This window comes from Parachryseolinea silvisoli (genome assembly GCF_021190955.1).
In the GTDB taxonomy this organism is placed as follows: Bacteria; Bacteroidota; Bacteroidia; order Cytophagales; family Cyclobacteriaceae; genus Ohtaekwangia; species Ohtaekwangia silvisoli.
Window position 1 is genome coordinate 47,094 of sequence record NZ_JAIOAO010000008.1, and the last position, 16,763, is coordinate 63,856.

General features: G+C 52.3%; 9 protein-coding genes. 5 read left to right on the forward strand and 4 right to left on the reverse strand.

Annotation, left to right across the window (positions count from 1 at the left end):
* The first annotated feature begins 19 nt into the window (after positions 1-19).
* The 4 genes from K7P01_RS30365 (at position 20) to K7P01_RS30380 (ending at position 2,937) form a co-directional block, all read left to right on the forward strand.
* On the forward strand, positions 20-424 hold the full coding sequence (locus K7P01_RS30365) for a winged helix-turn-helix transcriptional regulator (RefSeq protein ID WP_267298365.1): 405 nt from the start codon (positions 20-22) through the stop codon (positions 422-424).
* A 90-nt stretch (positions 425-514) separates the two neighbouring features.
* Positions 515-901 (forward strand): VOC family protein, encoded by a 387-nt coding sequence (locus tag K7P01_RS30370; RefSeq protein WP_267298366.1) that lies wholly within the window; start codon positions 515-517, stop codon positions 899-901.
* A gap of 279 nt (positions 902-1,180) precedes the next feature.
* The gene (locus K7P01_RS30375; protein ID WP_267298367.1) at positions 1,181-1,633 is read left to right on the forward strand and encodes an Hsp20/alpha crystallin family protein; all 453 of its coding nucleotides are present in this window, start codon (positions 1,181-1,183) and stop codon (positions 1,631-1,633) included.
* A 53-nt stretch (positions 1,634-1,686) separates the two neighbouring features.
* Complete coding sequence (locus K7P01_RS30380) at positions 1,687-2,937, forward strand: cation:proton antiporter (protein ID WP_267298368.1); 1,251 nt, start codon at positions 1,687-1,689, stop codon at positions 2,935-2,937.
* Positions 2,938-3,049: 112 nt separating this feature from the next.
* Here K7P01_RS30380 and K7P01_RS30385 read toward each other — a convergent pair whose 3' ends face one another.
* Positions 3,050-3,913: a sigma-70 family RNA polymerase sigma factor gene (locus K7P01_RS30385; RefSeq protein ID WP_267298369.1), complete on the reverse strand. Its 864-nt coding sequence runs from the start codon at positions 3,911-3,913 to the stop codon at positions 3,050-3,052.
* A 181-nt stretch (positions 3,914-4,094) separates the two neighbouring features.
* Positions 4,095-4,217, reverse strand: coding sequence for a hypothetical protein (locus tag K7P01_RS30390; protein ID WP_267298370.1), 123 nt, complete (start codon positions 4,215-4,217; stop codon positions 4,095-4,097).
* A 516-nt stretch (positions 4,218-4,733) separates the two neighbouring features.
* Here K7P01_RS30390 and K7P01_RS30395 point away from each other — a divergent pair.
* Positions 4,734-6,773: a PQQ-like beta-propeller repeat protein gene (locus K7P01_RS30395; protein ID WP_267298371.1), complete on the forward strand. Its 2,040-nt coding sequence runs from the start codon at positions 4,734-4,736 to the stop codon at positions 6,771-6,773.
* A 112-nt stretch (positions 6,774-6,885) separates the two neighbouring features.
* On the opposite strand, the gene K7P01_RS30400 is transcribed toward K7P01_RS30395, so the two are convergent.
* Positions 6,886-7,794 carry a leucine-rich repeat domain-containing protein gene (locus K7P01_RS30400; protein ID WP_267298372.1) on the reverse strand — a complete coding sequence of 303 codons (909 nt, stop codon included), beginning with the start codon at positions 7,792-7,794 and terminating at the stop codon, positions 6,886-6,888.
* Between the two features lie 68 nt (positions 7,795-7,862).
* A complete protein-coding gene (locus K7P01_RS30405) occupies positions 7,863-16,610 on the reverse strand; it encodes a LamG-like jellyroll fold domain-containing protein (RefSeq protein ID WP_267298373.1) in 8,748 nt (2,915 codons plus the stop codon).
* Positions 16,611-16,763 lie beyond the last annotated feature (153 nt).

Genomic DNA, 16,763 nt, shown 5'->3' on the forward strand with positions numbered 1-16,763 from the left:
GTCCCCAAAAAAAAACCGGATGAAAACAGAATGTGTGGGTGACTATGTTAAACTGAACGGGGAAGTCTATCCTTGTACAGTCAGCCTTACAATGGATTTAGTGGGTGGAAAATGGAAAGCGGTCATCCTTTACCACTTAAAGGACGAAGCAAAAAGATACAACGAGCTTCGCAAGGAGATGCCTTCCGTTACAGAAATGACACTAAGCTTACAGCTAAAGCAGTTAGAGAAAGACGGACTGGTTTGCAGGAAGGTCTACGGCAAGAAGCCGCCCATCAAAGTCATCTATAGTTTAACCGATTTTGGTAAAACGTTCGTCCCTGTGTTAGAAGCAATTACAGCTTGGGGCAATCAGGTCGTCCGGGAGAAAGGTGAGTTTATTTCTATTAAACCGCTTGAAAATCGCAGGTCGCGACGTGCGTAAGAATGGCCGAAATACCCCCGATCGATTTCGCAAATGGCCACCCTGTTTGAACGGGTTACAGACTATTTTTGAATCATAAACCTTTAGCATATGAAAACAAAAAAAGTTTGGGCCAACTTCAGCGTCCAGGATTTAGAACGAACCACGAAGTTCTATAAACAACTCGGCTTTAAACATAACGGAGCGTCAGACCAACTGACCAGCTTCTTCTTTAGCGACGAGAATTTTATCATCCATTTCTTTTTGAGAGATATACTTGAACCTGCCATGAAGGGGCCAATAATCGATCCAAACGTTGGGAATGAAATTATATTTACTCTTTCTGCCGACAGTAAGGAAGTGGTTGATCGTTGGGAGGAAGAGGTGCGGCAAGCGAGGGGCACGATAGTTTCTACTCCGGAAGAGTTTGGAGAGGGGTATTATGGTTTTGTGTTTGCTGATCCGGATGGGCATCGGTTTAATGTGTTTCATATGTAGGATCGTTGGCTCCCGGTAGCGACGGGGCTAAAAATCGCCAGTCGACAGCTAAGCCGATGCGGAATGACAGGTTGACATTTTGCAGATAATGGCGAGGCGAAATTTTGTCACCGCAGTGCGAATCAATGTTGGGCTCATCAGAATTTTTGACAGTTTTTTTAGTGGATTTTTTTGATTGACGGACAGGCATGTATTTTGAAAAAGGTGTTTCTGAATCGCGATTTCAAAATCGAATTTAAAACAACATGTTTAACCAAATCTTGAAAGGAGAACCAAGTTATGAGAACCCTGGTAAGACAGAACAGTAATTTATTTCCATCCCTTCCGTCATTACTTGAAGATTTCTTTAGCAGGGATTGGGCAGATTCCAGGCCGGGAAACCGCAGCTATGATTCAACTCTTCCTGCCGTAAACGTCAGGGAAACAAATGACAACTTTGCCATTGAGGTCGCTGCGCCGGGTATGAAGCGTGATGACTTCAAAGTGGAGCTGGATAACAATGTGCTCACGATCTCTTCACAGCGTGAAGAGCAGCAGGACCAGCAGCAAGAGGACAATTATACGCGCCGGGAATTCAGCTATCGATATTTCCAGCGGAGCTTCACACTGCCGGAGAACAAGGTAGAAGGCGAAAAAATAGCCGCCCGCTACGTAGACGGCATCCTTCACATCACCGTGCCGAAAAAAGAAGAAGCGAAAGTAAAGCCCGTTAAGCAGATCACCATTGGCTAATAACCGGCATATCGAACGCCGTCTCAATAGATAGCTGCGGTATGACATCCGACATGGCCTTAACCATCCGGCCTGTCATACCGCGCCTATCATGTTCATTTTTATGTCTGACGCCAACCTCGTTACTTTTAATGGACTTCGGAGAACACCTTTTGAAAGGGATCGTGGGAATGCTCCTGACGATCCTGTTATTGAGTTGGGTGCTCAAGCGTTTCCGTCAGCCCTACTTCAGTGCTTATATCATTGCAGGAATCTTGCTCGGGCCGCACGGTTTAAAGCTCTTCACCGATGTAACAACCATTGCCCAGATAGGATCGCTGGGTTTGATCATGCAAATGTTCTTTATTGGGGCGGAAATTGAAGTTCCCGCCCTGGTAAAGAATATCCGAACCTCAGCGGTTGGAACCCTGGTGCAGTTGCTCCTCAGCTTCATTTTTATCGCTGTTATCGGCAATCAGCTCGATTGGCCGACGGGCAGAATTATACTCTTTAGTTTTATTATTAGTCTGAGCAGCTCTGCCATCATTCTGGAATACCTGCACAAGAATCACGAAATCAACTCGCGCCTCGGAAACCTCACCACGGGCATCTTAATTCTTCAGGACTTCCTCATCGTTCCGATGATCATGGTGTTAAATTTCCTGGCCAATGGCGAATCAAACCCGAGGAATTTGATACTGGGGGTAGCCGTAACGCTTCTCTTCGTGTTATTGCTTCGTTTGACCGTTCTGAAGAAAAAAATATTCATACCATGGCTCGCTGGATTTAAACCGGATCATGAGTTACAGGTATTTATCGGTTTGCTACTGTGTTTCGGTTTTGCCTGGATCACCAGTTCACTGAACTTATCGGCTGCCTTGGGCGCAATGTTTGCCGGTGTTCTAATTTCTCAGAATAAATCCATGAAATGGCTGGACCACACGCTGGTACCATTCCGCATATTTTTCCTATCACTTTTTTTTATGTCCATCGGCTTACAGTTGGATTGGAGCTTTGTCGAAGGACACTTTATATTAATAGGAACGCTGGTTATGTTGATTTTCTGCATCAATAGTTTGATAAACGCTTGCGTATTCCGACTGTTTAATGAAACCTGGAAAAACAGTGTATATGCCGGAGCGTTGCTTTCTCAGATCGGTGAATTCAGTCTTGTACTCTGCACCGTTGCCCGCAGTTTGAAACTTGTCGATGATTTTTCTTTTCAATTAACCCTCGCTGTCATTTCTATTACGATGCTATTGTCTTCCGCATGGATAAGCATTATCCGGAACTCGTTGTTTCGAAATAAAATACTACAGAATTGACAGGGGTAAAACTCTTCACACTTGAAGTATCGGAAATGAATTTCGATGCGCTGGTATATCAAAAAAAACAAGACCACTCATGGGGAGCGGTCTTGTTTTTTCTAATGATACTTCAACCCAGGTAGGTCTTTAGTGTAGTGCTTCTGGATGTATGCCGCAATCGCCTGGTGGCTTTTTCTTTTATCTGTCTTACGCGCTCGCGTGTGAGATTGAATTTGTCGCCGATCTCTTCCAACGTCATAGCGCTATTCTGATTTAGCCCAAAGTATGACACGATCACATCAGCTTCCCGCCTCGTCAACGTAGATAACGCACGCTGAACTTCTTGCGATAATGAATCCGTCATTAGCTGTTTCTCAGGGTTTGACTCGTTGATGTCATACAGAACATCCAGCAAACTACCGTCCTCACCCTGGGCGAACGGTGCGTCCATCGAGACATGCCGACCGGATACTTTGAGATTGCCTACCACTTCTTCATTTGTCACGCCGATCTCGTCAGCAACCTCTTCTGTTGTTGGCTCCCGTTGAAATTTTTGCTCGAGATCCGAAAACGTTTTTGATATTTTACTTAAGGAACCGACCCGATTCAGGGGCAGTCGAACAATACGCGATTGCTCCGCCAGCGCCTGCATAATGGATTGGCGGATCCACCAAACTGCGTACGATATAAACTTAAATCCACGTTTCTCATCAAACCGCTTAGCGGCCTTGATCAGCCCCAGATTTCCTTCGTTAATCAAGTCACCGAGTGTAAGCCCGTGGTTTTGGTATTGCTTTGCCACGGAAACTACAAAGCGCAGATTCGCCTTCGTCAATTTCTCCAACGCAACCTCGTCTCCTTGCCTGATTCGTTGCGCAAGCTCTACCTCAACTTCGGAAGTAATCAAATCCACCTTACCGATCTCCTGTAAATACTTATCGAGTGACTGGCTTTCACGGTTGGTTATTTGCTTACTGATTTTCAGTTGTCTCATTGAATAATATTTAGTTGAAAACAGACTTCGAAGACGAAAAATACCTTACAACACCCGCTGCTTTAGAAAACCGCGCGAGAGAAGTGAATCGGATCGTGAAATATGGTGGCTGAATGCTGAATTACTACAATATACACAGTATTTTCCTTAATTCAATGAAACGAGTCATTTAAAGTTCCCGTCACGCCATCGCCAACACTTTTAGCCTCGCACCCTGCTGGCAGGCTGAACCGCCCGTGGATGGTCGTTTCGGCAGGTTTATCACCAGCGCCGTCTCCGCTGCGCGTATGCCTGTGGCAGCCATGCCGTGACCGGTATACACACCTTAACCGAACATGAACCACGGATAAAGCAACGCCCCTCCTGTTGGCTGATCTATGCTTTATCCATGCTTTATCCTTGGAATATCTATGCTATAGCGATGGCTTTGCCCGGCTCATCACAGCCCTTCATGACAGGGCGTCTCTGACGGATGAATAAAACAATTACCAAAATCTGAAAATTGGATGGGCTTGCTCATTATCATTTAAATTGTTTTGAATGTTTGTATTGTTTATATAGTTTATAGTATGTGTACCCAGCTTGGTATCATCCCTGGACTCACCTGTGGGATCACGTTGGGGATCACAAATGTCGCTCGTCAGTGACCTGTTGTCGGGCTCACCACTGGGCTCCCGCTGTGGATCATAAACATCCGCATTTTGTTAAACGATAATATTACATCCGCTTGGGTTACCTTTTCAAAATACGTAAATTCATCTATCCTCAAAGTTGGCCTCATTTCTGCTATCCAACGCACTAACTACCAAATGCTTGATATATGAAGAAAGCCTTACGAACATTTTTTTCTGCGTTCATGTGCATTTTCGCGCTGATCGTGAATGCGCAGCCCAAAACTGCGCCGGCATGGTCCGCGAAATTCAAAAGTGCTGTAAACTGGCAGCGGGTCCACTCGCTGGGATACCTGATCGTCAGCACCAACGATGGGCTATACGGCGTAAATCCCGGCGATGGCAAGATCCTCTGGGAGAATAAAAGTTATCCGGCATTGGACCCGGCACGTTTTCAGGAAGTAGAGGGCACGGAATTCGTCACGGTTTCTTTTCTGACGGAAAAGAGCTCGACCATTCCCATGCAGGCCATCATGGAGGTGGTTGGCGGAAAAGTGTTGTTCGATTCTCAGAAAGAACAGATCGGTGTGCTGAGCCGGCATGTGCTGCCTGGCTCGGGAAGGTTACTCGTGATCGGCGTACGTCCGAATACATTATCGGCGTCCCTGTTCATGTACGAGATCGCCTCGGGAAAACAACTGTGGACCAACGACGATCTCTTCAAGGCCGAGCCAGCCGCTACAAAAGGTTTTTTAGGAAAGCTTCAGGCCATGGGCCAGCAGCTGAGCAATCTGCAGTCGCTCACCAGCGAGCCGGTTGAGCTTCAGGATCAGAGCATGATCATCACGCATCCCAACTATGTGATCAGGCTGAATTCCGGCGATGGTAAAGTGCTCTGGAAAAACAGCATCCAGGCATCTAAACGTGCACAGGTATATTTCTCTCCATTCAAAAAGAACAACGTCTATATTGGAACGGAAGTCGAGTCGGAAACCGGCTCGGGCTTCACAAGCTCATCGTCTGCCAATAAGGGCGAGCCGCAAAAATTTTACACCAATCTTTACTACGCGTTCGACGTTGGTTCAGGAGCTGCCGTATGGAAGGAGCCTGCCAAAGAAAATGACAAGCTCAACCAGGTAATCATGCACGAGAAAGGTATTATCATCTGCCCGCGTTCATCGCAAAAGCCTACCATCAATCTGGTGGATTATGAAACCGGCAAAACCACCTGGGGCAACAAAGGCAAGGGTGTGAAGGCTCAGGGAAGCGTCGTGAGCTATATCACCACGGAGAAAGGCATTCTCATCACCACGGCCTTCGACAATGCCTGGAACAACAAGGCTGAAGAATATTACCTCAACCTGCTCGATCCCAATACTGGTACGCTGAAATACGAAAAATCCCTTAAGCTTAAGGGAGACCTGGTACAATCGGAGATCGTGTCAAAAGGATTGTTGTTCATTACCACGCGCGAAGTGAATATCCTCGACACCCATACAGGAAGCCTGCTCTGGAGCAACTCCATAGAGGCGGGTGTACCGTTTACAGGCGATAAAGTGCGTCCGTTCCCGTCCGGATCAAAGGGCGATAAAGTATATGTCTTCTCTCCCAAAGAGAGCGGTTTGTTCGAAGTCGATAAAACCAACGGCACATTTAAAAAGATCACGCCCGCAAAGGTAGAGTTTGGCGGCAAGGAGCTGCCGAAGGCAATTGATGTTGTCAGTGACGGTGTGCTGTTGTATTCCGATCAGAACGTGATGAAATTCGGATTCGACGGGTTGCTCAAGTACAGCAAATATTATCCGGCGCCACGTCAGCCGGCACTCATGCGTGCCCTGCTGGTAGCCGAGGCAGTGCGTGCCGCTTATATCGGTGCTGCTGCATCAGCGTATTCGGCTGCCTTTGCGCAGGCATCGGCGCAGACGACCGACCCTACCGGCAAAGCGGTAAGCCAGGAATTATCAAAAGGGTTCGGACAGCTGGGGCAGGCCGGGTTTGCCTATTCGTCGCGGGCTATGAAAGAGTTCAATGCCCGTTACAAGGCATCACAGAATACGCCGAACTTTGTCATGATGATGACCACGCAGCAGAAAGGCAACCAGCTTATTCAGGTAAACAAAGCGAATGGCGAGGTCGCCAGCGCGGTGGATATCAAAAACGACAAGGAACCTGAATATGACGTCGACCAGATCTTTAATTACGTTTACTACAGGCCAACCCCTTCGGAAATAGTCTGCTATAAATTGTAATGGATAACACTTCCTGGAAAGAGAGGGCCTTCACTGAAGTGCTCTCTTTTTTTTATCAACTTCCACCCCACAAGTCCCTGCATGGGCAATGAAGTCAGTCTATCAGCAAACCTTAAAAATATACCTCACAACCGGGCAGCGCTTTCCGGATACGCTCCTGCTCCGACGGGCCAAAGCGGTTGTTGACGGCGATCAGCGTCTTTAAGTTTTTCAACCTGCTTATCTCCTTCGGCAGATATTCTAATTTATTATCCGACAACACCAGCAGCTCCAGCGACGCCAGCGCGGTAATCTCATCCGGCAGGCTGGCCAGCTTATTGTGCGTCAGGATCAACGTCTTTAACTGCTGCAGGCCTTTGATCTGCGGTGTCAGGCGCTGTAAGTAATTATATTCCAGGTTCAACTGCTCCAGGCTCCTGAACCGGCCCCAGGCGGGGTCAAATTCATTCAGCTGATTATAGCCCAGCTGTAGTTGCTTCAGGTGTTTCAGCGCGCGCAGCGTTGCCGGCACGTGGCTCAGCTGATTGTGTGCCAGTTCCAATACCTCCAACTGTCGGCATGCGCCAATCGTAGCGGGGAGCGATGTCAGTGCGTTTAAGGATAAATGCAAGAAGCGCAGGTCTTGAAGGCGTCCGATTTCTTCGGGGATAACGGTGATACTGTTGGCCGCGGCATCGAGCTTTACGAGTTTCAACAAGGAGGCGATGTCCGGGGGAATGGCTTTGAGCTTGTTGTTCCGGATGTTTAGTACTTCCAGGCGAGACAACGCAAAGATGTCCTCGTCCCAGGTTTCGAAGTGATTGCGCATGACGTTCAGAAACCGGAGGTTGGTCAACCGCACAAGATCCGATGGCACCGAAAAGAGTGACTGATCACGGAGGTTCAACTGTGTCGCCGCCGCGTCTTTGGCAAGCGCATCCTGTACGGCATAGTATACCGGTGCGTCCAACGGGTTCGCATGTTGCGCAGAGGCGGTATACGTCGTTGCCACCAGGACAGACAGGAACAGGTACTTTTTCATGGCATCGCTTTACAACAGCAAAAGCGCCCGGGCTTTCACCCGGACGCGCTGCCATTGCGTCACACAAACTATTTTAACACTTGAATTTTATATTGGCTTTCGCCTTCGTCGATCTTAACCTTGAGGATCACCAGCTGGCTCGCCGCGGTCACGTCGTGCAGATCATACGTCAGCGTCTGCTCACCACGCCTGCCCTTGCCGCTAGCGAGTGTGGCCAGCTTGCGGCCCATCAGGTCGAACAGCTCGAGGGCGAGGTCTTCGCCGCCGGCTAAGTTCAACCGCACGACGATCATGCCGTGTGACGGGTTCGGGAATACCGACACGTGACTGTTGCCCGGTCCTTCCGGCAAGCCTGTTACCGGATCCCCTTCTTTCTCTACCACGATATAGTCTGCTTTCGTTACCGGGGCGCTGACGCCGGTGGCGTTGGTGGCTACGAGCGTTACGTCATATACACCCGGCGTTGCGTAGGTCACTACCGGCGACGTTTCACTCGAAGTGGCCGGCGTACCGCCTTCGAATGTCCACGCCCATGCGGTGGCGCCGTGTGTGCTCAGGTCGGTGAACGTTACGTTTTCGCCTGTTTTGATCTTTACGCGGTCTGCCGAGAAGTCCGCTACCGGCGGCTGCGCGCCCAGGTCGGCGTTCAAGGCAAATATCACCGTGGCGGAGGCATCAAACTTCACATCGTTGCCGGTCGCATCGGGTTGTGCGGCGTTGTTGCCGTTCGGGTGCTGTACGGAGAAGAAGCCATATTTGAAGTCAGGCGAGAAGGTCAAGCCCGTAGGCTCCGAACCGGCCGGCATCGACGCGAACAGCTCCACTTTCGGGTTGGACTGCGTGTGGTCGGGACGTACTACCCAGATGTAGTAGTTGTCGCCGTCCTGCAGCACCCACAGGTTGCCTTTGTCGTCGAAGGTGAGGTTGTCGTTACCGCCACCCCAGGCTTCGGTTACTACACCTTCTTTGGTGGTGATGCTGTACGACGTGCCGCCCACAAACGTTTCGAAATCAGTTACGGTTCCACCGTCACGGAATCGGTACACGCGGCCTTTGCCTTTGGACGTGAAGTAGATCTTGCCGTCAATCGGGCTGATCTCCACATCTTCTACCCCATCGAAGTTTGTGCCGCCCAGCGAAGACGCCAGGCTGATGGTATTGTTGCGATCGTCTTTGGTCGTGTTCGGCACTTTCACCCAGACCGCTGTGCTGCCGGTAGGGTCGTTGCTCGACAGCGGCTGGTCGAGCTTCAGTACATACAGTGTACCGGCGGTGAGGTTACCGGCCACGTCGGCTACGAACTTATATACGCAGTGTGTACCACCGTCTTCGCCGTAGTATACGGTCTTGCCGTCGGCATGTACGACCACGTTTTCGTGGTTCATGCGACCCAGCGCCCACAGCTTATCTTGTTTACCGTCGCCATCGTAGTCTTTCACTTTCGAGGTGACCGGGTCGATCTCCACGGCCCAGCCTGCATCCTGGTAGCCATCGCCGTTTGAGTCGCCACCGTCAAGACTTTCCTCGCAGGTGATTACGGTACCCCATAGCGTAATACCACCGGAGCAGTTACGGGTTGTAGTCACCAGGGCATTGTTATACAGGTCCACGGCTTGCGTCGTGTCTACCACCCACAGGTTATTGTCCTTGTCGAGGTGCAGGTCAACGATCGATACACCGCCGGGGGTATTCTCGTGGTTCACCGACAGGTGTCCAAGCTCGCTGCTACCATCGATCGGTACATAGGCTGTAAAGTCGTGGTTGCCTGGTACGGTGCCGCTACCCTTTGTAAACGGGGTGCCTTGCTTGAAGATCAGCTGGAAACGGTGTTGCTCCGGTATGATCATCTTTGTGGTCTGCCCCGTGGGGTGGATCGACGTGAAGCAGGCAATATGGTTGTCGGTACATTGTACCGGCGGGTTCACGGACGGTGCATCTTTGATGTACAGGTCGAAGCCCAGGTCGGAGCTGCTGCCGTCGCGGTTGTGAATCTCTACCGCTAGCTGGTTGCGGCCGTTGCGGAAGACAGTCTTCGGCAATCGGAAGGTATAATAAGTGGTCTCTGCAGCACCGTCCACGATCGTAGACGAGAATGTCTGTGCGTTGATCGCACCTTCGGGCATGTTGTCGCGGATCACTTCCAAGCCGTTGATGTATACCAGTGCGCCGTCGTCGCGGCGCATACCGATCTCGACTTCGTCGGCGATAACCGAGGTATCGACCATGATATCGCGGCGGAAGTAGGTCGTGATATACTTGTTGCCTCCGTCCGGACCATACGAAATGGTCGTTTTCACGGGGTCGCCATAGCCGAGGGCGCCTTGTCCGATGGCCCATGCGCGGTCGTCAGTATACGTGGTGTCTTTCCAGGCTACGGCGTCCAGGCTGATACCCTTGTCCAGGTAACGCCAGAGTGACTCTTTCACCAGGGGGTACGTTGCCGCCGGCAGCGGCGGTTCGGTAAAGCCTACCGCCAGATCAAAGCTCAGGTCCGAGCTGCTGGCCGAAGCCTGGTGCAGCTCCACAGCGATCACATTCGTGCCGTTGCGCAGCAGGTTCTTTGTCTTATAGCGGTAGTATGCGCGCTCGTCGGCGTTGTTTACCGTCGCCGAGGCGAATGTGTTGTAGGCTACGGGACCTTCCGGCATGTTGGTGCGGAAAGCTTCGGTGCCGTTTACGTATACAATCGCGCCGTCGTCGCGCAGCACATCAAAGAGCAGGGAGTCGTACGCCGTGCGATCTTTTACTTCGAAGAGATGACGCAGGTAGTAGGTCGTACGTTTGTTCTGCGCATCGCTGCCAAAGTTCAGTGTGGTGCTTTCGTTGCCGTCGCCGTAGCCGAGGATGGCATTGCCATACCGCCAGGCAGCGTCGTTGTAGTCCAGTGACTTCCAGTCGGCGCTTGTCAGGTCGGCACCGCTGTCGTCATATTTCCACGAGGCGCTTCTGGCCACGGGGAATGTACCGTTGTAATAACGATCCGGAATGACGTAAGTCACGATCAGGCGCGGCGCGTTGGCCGGGTTGTTCTCATACGCCTGCGCTACACGCTTGTCGGTATTTGCCGTATAGCCTTTGATCGCGCGGGCAGCCGGGTCGATCAGGGTAAACAGTACCGAGTTACCTTCTTTCCAGTTCGGGCGGCTTACGATCTCGTTCAGCAGCTCCGCCAGGTCGGGGGTGCGCTGGTCTGCACCGGCATCGCCAACCTTGGCAAATGGACCGGGCCGCCAGACGATCGTGTCACCCAGGAATTGGATGCGGTGGTAGATGTCGAAGTCGAAACTGCTCATCTCGTTCGGGCTGTCGGTATCTTCGATGCCAATCAGGATATTCGGCTGACCGGTAGTATTTACCTCGTCTACCACAAACTGCAGATAGGCGTGCTCGATCACCGACCCTTGCGGAATGTTGATGCCGTTGAAGCGCACGCCGATCAGCTGATCGCTCGCGCCATCTTTCGTAAATTCAATGTCGCTGCTGGTGAGGTACATTTTACCCGAAGCAATGTCTTGCTCCGCATCGTCGTTGCCGGTATTTACCTGGTATTCTGCAGACACCGGTGCCGCCGTTCCCACTTTCCAGGCCAGGTGGTAGATTTCTTCCTGTAATGTCACGGATGCAAACTCTACTTCCTTGCCGTTGAAGGTGCCCTCGGCAGCGATGGTTGGTTTCGCGGCCATGTCACCCTGCAGGAGCAGAAACTTTGTCGCTTTCGCGGCGATCGTGTTGGGATTCGCAACCAGTTTGCTCAGGTCGATCTTTACCGTAGCGCGCGTCAGGTTCAGCGGCTTTACTTTCCAGCCGCCTTTCATGTATACTGTATCCGTTGTATTGGGCACCGGAATGATCTGGTTGTTGGCTTCGCGGCCCGCCACCAGGTTGCTATAGTAGTCGGTCACACGGTCTTTCAGTAAAAGGCCATTGGTGCCGGCATTCTTCAGGCTCCAGCTTGCGGACACTGCTTCGTTATAGGGAGCTGTGAACGTTCCTACCGGGGTCGTGGCCGGAACCAGGGAAGCCTTCGTATACGGAATGGAACCGCCTTGCGAACCGGTGTTGATGATGTTCTGACCGGTTGCCTGATCGAAGCTGAAGTGGTACACCAGGTTCTTCTCACCTGACGGCAAGGTCTGGTGCATTTGCTGGCGGATCTCCGCTTGTGTCTTCGCTTTGTTCCAGATGCGGAACTCGTCAATCGTTACCAGGCTCTCGTTGTTGTTGAACAGGTTTGTCGCAAACGCCATGTTGTAGGCATTGGGTTGGAACGTACCCGTGGCAACGCTGTCGATCAGCTCGCCGTTGATATAGAAACGGAAGTATTTGTTCGGTGTTACGGTCACCGCTGCGTGGTTCCACTCGCCAATATTCCAGGGAGTGGTCGAGCTGATGGTATTCCAGCCGCCGCTCTGACCTTTTCCGAGGATCGTCTGCAGCGCATTGTTGCCGCGGAACTCGAACTCAAACCCGGCAAAGTAGCCGTCGCGACTGCTGCTGAAGCCGATCAGTTTGCCGTACTCGGCAGGATCAGCGTTCAGCTTCGCCCATACCTCGATCGTGAACTCACCCGACAGGGCATTGTTGACATCTGCATAGGGAATCGAAACATTGTGACCGGCGGCCAGGTCCAGGGCACCACCCTGCTTGCCAATGATGCCGTCCATGTCGGTTTCATACCCCAGGTAGTACACGCCAAAGTCCAGCGCCAGGTCTGTAAACTCGACCAGGTTGCCCGTGCGTTTACCGGTCGCGACAATCTCGTGCTTGCCTTCGGGATCACCTTGTAACAAGTAGAACGATTTCGCCAGCGCCGTCACCGAGTCGGGACGGTGAAAGACAGACGCCAGGTCGATCAATGTCGTCGCACGCTCGATGTTCTGCGCGTTGAGCAACCAACCGCCTTTCACATAGTAGTGGTTCGCGTCGCTACCGATGGTGGCCAGGCCGTTGTTACGGTCTCTGCCGACGATCACGTTATTTGCCGGGCCTTTGATGGCTTCCTTCAGGTAAAGGCCGTTCGTGACGGTATTCTGACGGCTCCAGTTGCCCGTGATGTATTTGCTGTATAGCGGCGCCATGTCGTTAACGACCGGGCTGGTCGCATCGACGATGTTTGCTTTCGCATAGGCAATGCTGTCTTTCTTTACACCGCGGTTGATCAGGTAACCTTTGTCGGCCTGATCGGCCGTATAATTATAGATCAGTGTAGGATCTTCATCGGTCACGCTCAGGTGCATTTGGGCACGGATCTCGGCTTCGGTCTTCACCTTGTTCCATACCCGGACTTCGTCCATCATCGACACGGCTTCGCTCTTATAGTTGACGCTGTGCGAGATGCCGAAGTTCCAGTTTGTGTTGGTTGCAAATGTGTTGAACGCTTTCGTACCGACCAGCACGCCGTTGACGTACATCCTGGCGGTCTTGCCGGCCGGCGACACCGTCACAGCGAGGTGGTTCCACTCGTCGAGGTTCAGGGGTGTACCGGTATCGATCTTGTTCCAGTCGGCGGTATTCGTACCAAAGGAAGCCGAAACAATTTTATTGCTGTTGTACTCGATCACCATGCCGGAGGTATTGTTGTTGATCCGGCCGTGGTTGGAGACCAGCGGCACGTTGCCCCCGGCGGCAGGTGCCTTCATGACACGCGCCCACAGCTCGAGTGTAAACTCGCCTGCAAACACCGGGTTGATGTCCGCGAACGGAATCTGGGCCGAATGCCCCCCAAGGAACGACACGTTCCCCCCGCGGTCGAACAGCGCCGTGGTGTCGGCCTTCCAACCCAGGTAATACACGCCTTCTTCCAGCACGGTGTTACGGAATGTTACCGTGCGGCCGTCAAAGCTGCCTTCGTTCACAACGGAGAACGCTCCCGCTTCATCTTGCTGCATCCAGAAATATTCGCGGGCAATACGACGGATCGAGTCCGCCTTCGGCAAGCTCTCGTCCAGGTCGATTGTAAAATTGCCAAACGGATAGTTCTGCGGTTCGAGCTGCCAGCCACCGGCCAGGTAGTACGTCTGACTTTCTTTCGCCGTCGGCAGCATGCCCAGGTCAACTTGTTTCCCCACTACCAGGTTGCTGGTGTAGGACGTGATCGGCTCGGTCAGCGCAAAGCCTACGTTGGATTTAAGCGCGCCTTTGCTCCAATAGCCCGTAACAGACTGCCGGTAGGCCGGTGTCAACTCGGCGACAGGCGATGTGCCCGCCGTCAACGATGCGCCTGCGAGCGGAAGTGTGTACGCAATTTTTCCTTTGCTGGCAACGGTGGTACCGGTTGCCTCCGAGAAGTCATAGTAGATTTCAAGTCCTTGTTCTTTTCCGGTCAGGGTGTGGAACATGTATTTGCGAATGCTGTCTTGCGGCAGGGCGCGGCTCCAGATGCGGAACTCGTCCAGCTCGGACTGCGTACCGCCGCCGGTATACGACGGGCTGTGGCCAATGCCCATACCCTTGGGGTTGGGTGTATACGGCGAGATTACTTCGCCGGCCATTTCACCGTTGATATAGTAGGTCCATTTGCCACCGGCATACGACAGCGCGATGTGGTTCCATTCGCCGATGTTCCAGGCGGAACCTTTGTTTTGCAGGCCTGTCTGCCAGCTGCCGGTGTTGTTTCCCAGCGTCACGCTGAGCTTGTTCGAGCTGGGGTATTCAAAGCCGATGCCGGTTGTATTGTTGTTGGGCAGACGGCCGTTGCTGGCCACGATCTTTGTGTTGTCGCCCGGGTCGGCATTCAGCTTGCCCCAGAACTCCAGCGTGAAGTCGCCCTTCATGGCGGCGCCGATAACTTCTTCCGGTAATGTCGTGGTGGAAGAACCTCCGAGCTTCAAGACGTTCCCCCGGGTGCTGACAAAATCCGCCAGGTCTTTTACCGTGTTGTCGGAAACCAACTTGCCGTACACGCTCACTTCATCCAGTAAACCGATAAAGTGACGGTTGTTTGCATCGTTGCCCAGCATCCACGCTGTGGCCGATGCTACAGAAGGATCGACGTTAGACCATTGCTGTACCAACTGACCATTGTAATAAAGCGACAACTGGTGCCTTACGTTATCGTATTGCCACAGCATGTGTGCCCAGCGATTGACCAGCACTTTTTGCGTGCCGGTATATTGTTTCTTTGATGACAGGTCGGTGTACTGCGGGTAACCATCTTTGTCAAAGCCCAACGTCACACCGGTGTTGCCGCCGGTGGAGATCAGGGCCGATCCATTCGCACCAAACTGCGACGGGTTCACCCAATATCCTACGGTAAACGGACGATCGTGCAGATCGAGTACGCCCGTGTGCGTCAGTTGTAACGACGAACCACCGCTGAATTGCAGCGCGTGGCCGGCTACTCCATTTTTATCCGTGCCGTAAGAAACGCCTGTGCCCTGTACGTTGTGGTCATAGGTCGAAGAGTCTTTCAGCGCGCCGGCAAAGCTCAGGAACAGCTTACGGGTGTCGGCGTCCACACTCTTTAACATGTCGGCGTGAATGACGCTGGTGAAATACGGCTGCCCTTGCACGTTCACATACTCGATCTTCATGCGACGGTCGTTTGCTTCGCCATACACATTGACACGCAGGTAGGTTTGTTTCACGCCGCGCAGGATGCGGTCGCTCGTGTAATCAACCGTATGTTGACCGTTGCCGATGTCGGAGTTCAGGTTGCCGGAGATCATGTCGAACAGCGGATATTTTACATCGCCGTAGCGGCCGTAAAATTCCTGTTCGTGAATGTCCGCGCTGAAACACAACACACCGTCGATATTCTTCTCTTGAATATACGCGATGAGCTCGGTGGCTTGCCGGGTGACGGAGAAGTTACGACCGCCCCAATGCTTTGCAAAAGACGGGGTGCCGTTGATCAGCACCTTGAACGTTGCTTTCGAGTTCAACAGCGCTTGCTTCAGCCATGCCAGCTGTTCGGGGCCGAGGTGCTGCTCGACGCCGTCGCGGTAGCTGCGGTTGTCGAGCAGGAAATACTCGACGTCTTTATATACATACGACGAAAAAAGCCCCTGCCCTTCTTTGGTGCGTCCATAGTGCGGGTTGGGCCACCAGTCCATAAAGATCTCTTTCATCTCGCCCAGTGTGGGCAAGGTCTTGTTGAATTCGTTGGGGCCGGTATCGTGGTTGTCGGTAATGGCCAGCTGCGGCATGGCGCGCGTCAGCGAGTCGTGGTAGGTGCGGTAGAACGCATACCGTGCAAAGGCCATGTCTTTATTGGCCCAGTCGTCGATGCCGTCGGGGCATTGGCCCATGGCGTGTTGTAAGCCCAGCAGATACGTTGCGTCACCCGTCCAGATCATCAGGTCACTTCCTTCACCCGCCATTCGGTTATACATTCCCGGATCGCCGTTGACGTGGGTCTGTGCCTCCGGGCGGTCTATACAGCGGCGCAGGTCATAGATCCGTCCGCAGCCACCGGTCAGGAACTCGAAGTCGGAGAGCTGCTCGGCGGTGTTGCGAATAGTCGCGGTACGACCCTTCGCACGCGTACCGTTGCGCTTGATCACTGCGGTATACGTGGCGCCCGGCGTCAGCTTTGGATACACAAACGACCGGAGGTTATATCCCAACCGGTCATCACTGTTATATACTGTTCCTTCCAACGGGGCCCCCGGGGCCGTTCCGGTCACTTCCAGCGTGATCGCGTCGCCTAGACCCGTGTTCGACTTGGTGACCACCCAAACTCGTACAGAGTCGTGGTAGACCGGACTGAACATCGGGCCGAAGACGATGGAGTCGCCTGGCAGCACCTGACCCATTACCGTCATGGATGTCATCCAGGCAAACAGCAACAGCGTCCAGATCATCATTCTTTTCATACTTGGGGAGATGTGAGATGTGTGTAATTTTCGATGCGCAAAAATGAGATTCTCAGGGAGACGTAGTATAGGGAAGAGATTAAGGTATTTTTAACAATTCACTGAATTGACGGGAGAAACTTCATGTTGTGTTCATGCGGGGCGGAGCTGGTA

Bases quoted from the DNA above. Each gene is read 5' to 3' on its own strand.
- K7P01_RS30365 (WP_267298365.1), top strand. From the start codon at position 20: ATGAAAACAGAATGTGTGGGTGACTATGTTAAACTGAACGGGGAAGTC.
- K7P01_RS30370 (WP_267298366.1), top strand. From the start codon at position 515: ATGAAAACAAAAAAAGTTTGGGCCAACTTCAGCGTCCAGGATTTAGAA.
- K7P01_RS30375 (WP_267298367.1), top strand. From the start codon at position 1,181: ATGAGAACCCTGGTAAGACAGAACAGTAATTTATTTCCATCCCTTCCG.
- K7P01_RS30380 (WP_267298368.1), top strand. From the start codon at position 1,687: ATGGCCTTAACCATCCGGCCTGTCATACCGCGCCTATCATGTTCATTT.
- K7P01_RS30385 (WP_267298369.1), bottom strand. From the start codon at position 3,913: ATGAGACAACTGAAAATCAGTAAGCAAATAACCAACCGTGAAAGCCAG.
- K7P01_RS30390 (WP_267298370.1), bottom strand. From the start codon at position 4,217: ATGGCTGCCACAGGCATACGCGCAGCGGAGACGGCGCTGGTGATAAAC.
- K7P01_RS30395 (WP_267298371.1), top strand. From the start codon at position 4,734: ATGAAGAAAGCCTTACGAACATTTTTTTCTGCGTTCATGTGCATTTTC.
- K7P01_RS30400 (WP_267298372.1), bottom strand. From the start codon at position 7,794: ATGAAAAAGTACCTGTTCCTGTCTGTCCTGGTGGCAACGACGTATACC.
- K7P01_RS30405 (WP_267298373.1), bottom strand. From the start codon at position 16,610: ATGAAAAGAATGATGATCTGGACGCTGTTGCTGTTTGCCTGGATGACA.